At 40.9% G+C, this 6,984-nt stretch carries 6 protein-coding genes, 1 tRNA gene and 1 pseudogene; 2 read left to right on the top strand and 6 right to left on the bottom strand.

From position 1 onward, the window contains the following. The 5 genes and pseudogenes from F7C14_RS05535 to F7C14_RS05515 all read right to left on the bottom strand — a co-directional run. Nucleotides 1-413 (bottom strand): annotated as a pseudogene (locus F7C14_RS05535) (glycine--tRNA ligase); the annotation flags it as partial. A 101-nt stretch (nucleotides 414-514) separates the two neighbouring features. Beyond that, complete coding sequence (locus F7C14_RS05530; protein WP_290900687.1) at nucleotides 515-1,501, bottom strand: alpha/beta fold hydrolase; 987 nt, start codon at nucleotides 1,499-1,501, stop codon at nucleotides 515-517. Further along, complete coding sequence (locus tag F7C14_RS05525) at nucleotides 1,485-2,444, bottom strand: poly(R)-hydroxyalkanoic acid synthase subunit PhaE (RefSeq protein WP_290900685.1); 960 nt, start codon at nucleotides 2,442-2,444, stop codon at nucleotides 1,485-1,487. The genes F7C14_RS05530 and F7C14_RS05525 overlap by 17 nt, the downstream gene beginning before the upstream one ends. A 79-nt stretch (nucleotides 2,445-2,523) precedes the next feature. Beyond that, nucleotides 2,524-2,835: a hypothetical protein gene (locus F7C14_RS05520; protein ID WP_290900683.1), complete on the bottom strand. Its 312-nt coding sequence runs from the start codon at nucleotides 2,833-2,835 to the stop codon at nucleotides 2,524-2,526. Nucleotide 2,836: 1 nt separating this feature from the next. Further along, complete coding sequence (locus tag F7C14_RS05515; protein ID WP_290900681.1) at nucleotides 2,837-3,100, bottom strand: AbrB/MazE/SpoVT family DNA-binding domain-containing protein; 264 nt, start codon at nucleotides 3,098-3,100, stop codon at nucleotides 2,837-2,839. 974 nt (nucleotides 3,101-4,074) lie between these two features. Here F7C14_RS05515 and F7C14_RS05510 point away from each other — a divergent pair. Continuing rightward, entirely contained in the window at nucleotides 4,075-4,506 is a 432-nt protein-coding gene (locus tag F7C14_RS05510; RefSeq protein WP_290900679.1) for a hypothetical protein, read from the top strand. Nucleotides 4,507-4,662: 156 nt separating this feature from the next. On the opposite strand, the gene F7C14_RS05505 is transcribed toward F7C14_RS05510, so the two are convergent. Further along, nucleotides 4,663-4,735: transfer RNA gene (locus F7C14_RS05505), tRNA-Arg, on the bottom strand. A 217-nt stretch (nucleotides 4,736-4,952) separates the two neighbouring features. On the opposite strand from F7C14_RS05505, the gene F7C14_RS05500 reads away from it, so the two are divergent. Beyond that, nucleotides 4,953-6,984, top strand: a 2,032-nt coding sequence (locus tag F7C14_RS05500; protein WP_290900677.1) for a DUF2341 domain-containing protein, incomplete at its 3' end; no start/stop codon positions are given.

Genomic DNA, 6,984 nt, shown 5'->3' with positions numbered 1-6,984 from the left:
AAGTTAAAGTGGAACGGTTTTTTGAAATTTCCACCGCACTCGCATTTCAAGTTAAATTCAACAACGACATCCCAAACCCTCTCTATCGTCGGATCCACTTCGATGTTCAACTTCTCCTTTATGTAGTGATCAGCCCTAAAAACCCTTCCACAACTCTCGCATTCGATCGCAACGTCTGTAAAACCTTCAGCATGTCCCGAAGCTATGAAAACTTCCTCAACACCTATTGTTGGCGTATCTATTTCAACGCTCCTTTCGTTGATCACGAAGTACTTTCTCCACAGGTTTTCAAGTTTCCTCCTTACTGCATTTCCCAAAGGACCGTAATCGATGAAGCCCGCCATTCCTCCGTAGATTTCGAAGGACTGCCAGAGAAATCCTCTTCTGACGAGCATTTCCATGATCTCGCTCATGGTTTTAGGTTAGCGTTAAGGTAATTTAAAACGTTTTTCATCTTCAAAACGAATTTTCCGGCACAATTTGAGGGACGAGTGAAAAAATAAATTAGTTGGGATTACTTAGACCTCTCTACAATCCACTTTATCGCCTCACTCCACAACGTTTTGTGAGCAGCGGAGCTTACCGTAAGCCCGATGTGACCTTTGTTGACTGTAAGCATCAATTTGTCTTTGCTCGGAATCAGCTCGTAAAACGGTTTGGCACATTCTGGAGGAGTTATGTGATCTTTTTCGGCAACAAGAAGTAAAGTCGGCATTGTTATGTTTTTCAGGTCAACCTTTCTACCTCTAACTTCGTACTCTCCTCTAATCAGCTCGTTTCTATGATACCATCTCGTTATGTACTCTTCGTAAACTTTTCCCGGAATGGCTGGAGAGTCGAATATCCAGTGATCCATGTAGAGGAAGTCGTGAACGAATTTCGGATCGTCGATTCTGTCAAGAAGAGCCTGATACTTTTCGACGGTAAGCCTTATCGGATCGACAAGAAGGAATGCTATGTTTAGAAAATCGCCACTTGCATTTCCAAGCGCTCTCGAAACTTTTTCCGGAGTGACGTTTCTCGCCCAGACAGCGAGAGTGTTGTCCGTGTGGAAATTTATTGGAGGAGCTTGAACGACCAAGTTCCTTACGTTTTTGGGATACAGAGAGGAGTATATGACGCTAAGCGTAGCACCCAGACAGTATCCGTGGAGAGTGACCGAATCAACTTTTCTCTCCTCCTTTATTTTTTCAACGCAGTAGTCAATGTAATCGACATAATCTGCTATTTCGTAGTATCTGTCGGCTCTTTTCGGATACCCCCAGTCGATCATCCACACATCCAACCCCGCTTCAAGCATCCTCCTAATAACGCTAACTCTTTCGTGTAAATCGAGAATGTACGGTCGGTTTATGTAGGCGTAAGCTATTAAAATTGGAGTCTTCAGCAGTCTCTTCTTCTTAGGCTTGAAGTGAAGGAGCTTGAACAGCCAGTCCTCATCCACAATTTCGTACTCGCAACTCCAAGGCTTAACTTCAATTTCTCTAAGACTTTCTAACATTTTCAACACCCTCCAACTTACCTTCCAGCTCCTTCACTTTCTTCTCCAGCTCTTTAACCTTCCTCTTCAAGTCCATTATTCTTTTATACGCTTCATCCATCTGAGAGATCGTTGCAAAGGGATTCAGCGGACTGCTCTCCAAAATAGACTCAAAGTACTTTCTCGTGTGGTACGTGTAGTCCATGAGGTTGTCGAGCATTTTTCTTTGAGCTTTCAGATATTCTTCGGACTTTATCAGGGTGTCAAAGTTTTTAGCGACGATTCCAGCAAACTTGGCTGAAAAATCTTGAAAGCTCTCAATCTTATTTGAATTCGCAAAATCGATGAACTCTTCAACGGATTGATCGTAGGTGTTGGTTATAATTTCTTTGAACTCGAAGAAGGCATCTCTAAATTCGCTCCAATGTTCAGCAGCTTTAAACAAGTCGTTGGAAGCCTCTTTAGAAATTATGAACGGGTATTCACTTGCGATCCTATAACTGTCAAGCTCTATCTTGTAACTTCTTCTTGCAAAATCCCACCACTTCTTAACGAAGCTCTCCGTCAGACTTTTCGCGGTTTCGGTAAAGGTAAAGCCCATCAAAATTTCCGAAGTTATTCTCATGTGGGAAATTAGCGAGAGAATGAAGTCCTCGTAAGCTTCGAACAACTCCCTCTGGCTTTCGAAAAGCCTTATCACATCAGGCTTCGGTAGAATGTACTTGAAATATTGCTCTCCAGCTAAGAAAATCTCAAGAGGTCGAAAGAAGAACCTGAAGATTTCGTCGAAAATTTTGCTGAACTCCTCATCCTTTTTGACCTTTCCCGTTATCTCATATTTTTTCCACAGGTTCTCAAGGTGCTCTCTAATTGAGATGTTCCTCAAAAGGAGTTCAAAAGATTCCTTGGGCAGTTTTTTGAAAACTTCAATAATTTCCTCCTCAAAAGCGACCCGTTCTATCACCCTATCACCTATCAGTATATTTTGAACAAAAATATTATAAAAAATTTTGCTCAAAAAGATTTGGAGAAAAATGGGAAAATCATTCTTTTTTCTTCTGAACTTTCTCGCTAATCTCTATCATTCTTCTAAAAACTTCGTCCTGCTGTTTTTCGAGCTGGTCGAGCAATTTTCTGAAGTTTTCAAAAACCTTAGCCTGTGATTCAGCGTAGAGGTCGATCGACTTCTTTATGCTTTCGAAAACTTCGCTCGGAACTATCTGCCTCAGATAGACTTCGTATAGACTAACATAGCTGTCTGCAGCCACTTTTATTAAATCAAGGCTCGTCTTACTAATTCCAAATCCCATTTTATAAAATCCTCTCATAGTTTCCAAAAAGTCTTTAAACTCCATTCTAATCACCTCCTTCCTTAACTATTATAACTTTAACCACGTCGCCCTCTTTTATGTTCAAAGCTTGCCTGTCAGCTTCGGGAATGGAAATTCTCCCACCACTCTGAACTTTAGCTCTGAATACGGCGATGTCATTTCTAAGCACATTAAATTTGAGGCTAAAGTCGAACATAGAAGTCAAATTCCTCAACATCTCTTCCTGAGTTTTCAAAAACTCCCCCCAGAACTTCTGAAACTCTTTGAAGTATTCCGGAACCATCACCATCAAATGGTTTCTATTGGTAAAGCTATAAATACTTTTTGGTAAAGATTGGAGCATTGTGATAGAGTGCGAATAGTTTGTAGAACGGATTACTGTTTCTTACAGGATTTTTTGGCTGTGATCGGTCAAAAAGCTTGAAAGAAGAAAACGCAAATTCAACCAAGCTCCTTTTTCGAAAGGTTTTTACTTGAATTCTAAGTCGAGAGAATTGTTAAGAATAACCTTAAAAAATAAAAAGTCGAAATACAAATTGTACAATCTCTAATCCAGAAGTTAATTGAAGAGATATAGTCCAAGAAGCTCTTTCTAAGGAACAGAGGGAGGTTGGAGCTAAAGATTCTCAGCCTTACTCTATTTTTACGGTCTGTCTTTAAGGAAAGCGAGCAAAATTGATTCTTTGTTCGAGAAAATAAGCCACGAATCAGCCAGAATCTACTATCACGGAATTAATAAATCCGTAGAACATTCTGAAAGGAAGAGAAGAAGGCTAACTGTAATATACGAAGCTAAAAAGTTAGAGAGCAGATTATCATCTGGAGTGCGATAGATGTCGATACGAAAGAATGTCTGTTCGTCTGGGCATCTGAAGGTAGAGAGGGTTTTGAAGCCTACGCTTTCCTTAAAGAGGTGCTGAAATATTGTGAAAACAAGCCAGAGATCGTTGTTGACAGGGATTTCTGTTATTTAGGCTTTAAAAAGAATGGGATTGAAGTATAAGCATGAGGCATTCGGTGAGAGAAATGCCGTAGAGATTCTTTTCTCCGCTTAAGGAACGAACAAAGAGTGCCTGGAGCATGTTTCCTTTCAGGAGTCCCTTCGATTCCGTTCAGAGATTATTGAAGAGTTTTGTAATGCTGTATAATTTGGAAAGGTGCAATCTTGGCAGTGCGCTTTTCTCAGCCGTAATAGTTCTCTTTCAAAAAGAGTATCTCCTCTATATGCTTTTTCAGCATGAATAATATCTCAAAAAGCAAAGTTTGCGGGTTTATGATTGGTTTAAGGCTTACGAGATCTCGGGTATTTTCATTCCTCTTAGGAGGACGTTTCCCACGAATCAGGGATTTGACTCGAATTACGACGGATGGTGTTACAGCGCCGAGTCTCCAGCTACCGCTGGATATGATTCTTCCTATGGAAATCCTGCTGGTTCAATTTATTCGTACATCTACACAAGACTGAGGACAACCAACTACTACTCCGTGGAGTGGACTTCTGCGTTTGTCTATGAAAAGAAGAAGCCTGTAGCCTATGCCAAGTTCAGCTTCGATTATAGGGTCACAGCAAAAACGAGATTGAACGAAATAAAAATCACAGCTTACATCGAAGATCCGAATGGAGTAAGACACCAGATCTCTTCTCAGCAAGCTAAAATTTTAAAAAGCAGTAGACGTGAAATCGCAGCGTTTTGAATCGGAGAGATAATTAAAGGTTTTACTCGAAAGATGTTCGAATTCCCATCGACAGCTCTCAGATTAAAAGCAGCTTTCGCCATCGCATCGAGAGTTACACTTGTGTAGTGAAAAACCTCTGGTTTCTTACAGCACTGAGGTAAACCGAATAAAAAACGCCCCGGCCGGGATTTGAACCCGGGTCGAGGGTTCCGGAGACCCTCAGGATATCCTCCTACCCCACCGGGGCACGTATTTAGCTTCTAATTTTCCTCACGTATTAAAATTTCGAGTCGATTTATAAGAGCGATGAGCTCTTTTCCTTTCAGAATTTCTACGTTGACGATACTTTATGAGTTTTACACACTATTGCTCAGGCTTTGAGTTGCATTGCACAACGTACGGTGTTACTTTACGATGCATCTCTGCAGAAAATTTTTTATCGAAAACTTTGAAAATTAGAATTCGTGAAAGATGACGCTCTCTCCCCGGTTGTCGGATTCATCTTGATTATTCAGATCCTGATAATTTTTCTCTCTCTCGTACAGACGGTTTTCATACCCGATCAGCTCAAAAAAATTGAAGCTGACAATGTTGAAAAATTAAAGGGAGAAGTTGAAAAATTTTCAGCTCTCGCAGCGTCTGGAGAGAGAGCCTACATGCTCGTTACACTCCCCGATTATCCGGAATATCTCTTCCTTTTAACTCCCGAACCGGCTGGTTCTTCAATCTATGCGGAGGAATTTAACATAACGCTCAGATACACTGAAGTTCTTCCAAACGGATCAAAAATAGAAGTTTTAAAGAATTTGAAGAGCAGTAGGGTTTACATTGGTGTGGAAAATTACTACTACCCAGACACGATATTTATTTTCGAAAATGGAGCGGTTTTCCAAAAACAGAACGGAGCTATAATAGCTGTTGGAGAGCAAACTCTCATTAACTCTGAAATTAAGTTAATAATTCTGAAAGGTAACTTCTCTTTGGCTTACAACACGCCGAAAGAGATAGCTTTCCAACCCGTTTCCGCTGGAGGTTTCGTTTATGGAGAGAATATTTCGATAACCTTCGAAAGCGTGAATCCAGATTTTTGGAGAAAATACGGAAGCGTGAGCGGGAATACTGTTACGATTAACGCTTCGAGCGGAATAATACGCATAGCGGTTTACGCTTTCGAAGGAGAAAGGGTAGAAAGAAAACCTTACAGACTTCTCAAGCTCAATCCCTTCGACTCATATACGATTTCGAAGGGAGAAGTGAAGGAATTTGGCGTTCTTTTGCTCGATCGCTTCAACAATCCCGTTGTTGGAGAATCCGTCAACATCAGCGTTAGCGGGGGAATCGGTACTGTAGATGGTTTACAGTCGATAACCAAGGTGACAGACTCAGCTGGAAGAGTTTACGCAAGTTTTAAGGCTACAAACTCTGGAGAAGGCGAAGTGATTTTTGAAGTCGGAAACCTAAGAGCTTCCTATTCAATTAAAGTTCTTTCCCCGCAGGTAAGCGGCGCATCTCTCATCAACGTGGAGTGGTTGAATAAAGCTGCTTTGGAAGCAAGTCCTTGGGATGCATATTTGGAGGGAAAGAAAGTTCTAAGCGCAAAAGTGTACGATCAGGAGTCGCAGCCGATTCCGAACATCGATGTAAGATTCGTTGCGACGAACACATCGGTTGTAGAATTGAATGCTACAGTTGCCACAACGAATTCGAGTGGAGTTGCGAGTATAGAAGCTTATCCTCTCGCAAATGGCACAACTAAGATTTACGCCTTCGCCGGAGATGCCGGTGATGTTTTGAATCTAACGATAACTAACGTTACTTGGAAGTACAGACTTCCGATATATATTGAAGAACTTTCAGGTAACGATCTCACCGACTATCAAATTCTTGTTGAACTGACTGCAACTAACTTCAACTGGAGTCATATAAATGATGATTGCTCTGACATTAGATTTGCAACCGAAGAGGGTGTAAGGCTTAACTACTGGATAGAAACTTGCGATTACGAAAATCGTGCAAAAATTTGGGTTAAAGTTCCTTTAATTCCCGCAAACGAAAACATAACGATATACATGTATTACGGAAATCCATCTGCTCCAAGTAAAAGCAATGGGTTCAGAACATTCGTTTTCTTTGATGACTTTGACGATGGGGACATCTCTGATTGGAATGCAAGATATGCAACAATAACAACTACTGTATGGGATAATAAAAAAGTACTAAAACTAAAACCTTGGTCTTCACGATTAGGTGGAAGTAACTACCAACATTTCGCCGTACCTTCAAACTTAGACATCAATTTGGATGTATATGTGGTTGGAGCGTACATTTACGATGAAAACCCCGCGGGTAGTGTATTGTTTCACTATGTTGACGACGGAAACTGGTGGAGTTTGGAGTTGTATTATGGTGGAAATAGAGACATCTTCAGACCATACATAAATTGGATCGATGAAGGGTGGGTGTACTCAAAAACTCCTTGCTCGATAACTCCAGATA

The organism is Ferroglobus sp. (assembly GCF_015521575.1).
In the GTDB taxonomy this organism is placed as follows: Archaea; Halobacteriota; Archaeoglobi; order Archaeoglobales; family Archaeoglobaceae; genus Ferroglobus.
Note: the sequence above shows the minus strand (reverse complement) of the source record. Positions and strands in the feature narration are given on the sequence as shown.

Coding starts and splice junctions, on each gene's coding strand:
- F7C14_RS05520 (WP_290900683.1), bottom strand. CDS start 2,835: ATGGAGTTTAAAGACTTTTTGGAAACTATGAGAGGATTTTATAAAATG.
- F7C14_RS05530 (WP_290900687.1), bottom strand. CDS start 1,501: ATGTTAGAAAGTCTTAGAGAAATTGAAGTTAAGCCTTGGAGTTGCGAG.
- F7C14_RS05515 (WP_290900681.1), bottom strand. CDS start 3,100: ATGGTGATGGTTCCGGAATACTTCAAAGAGTTTCAGAAGTTCTGGGGG.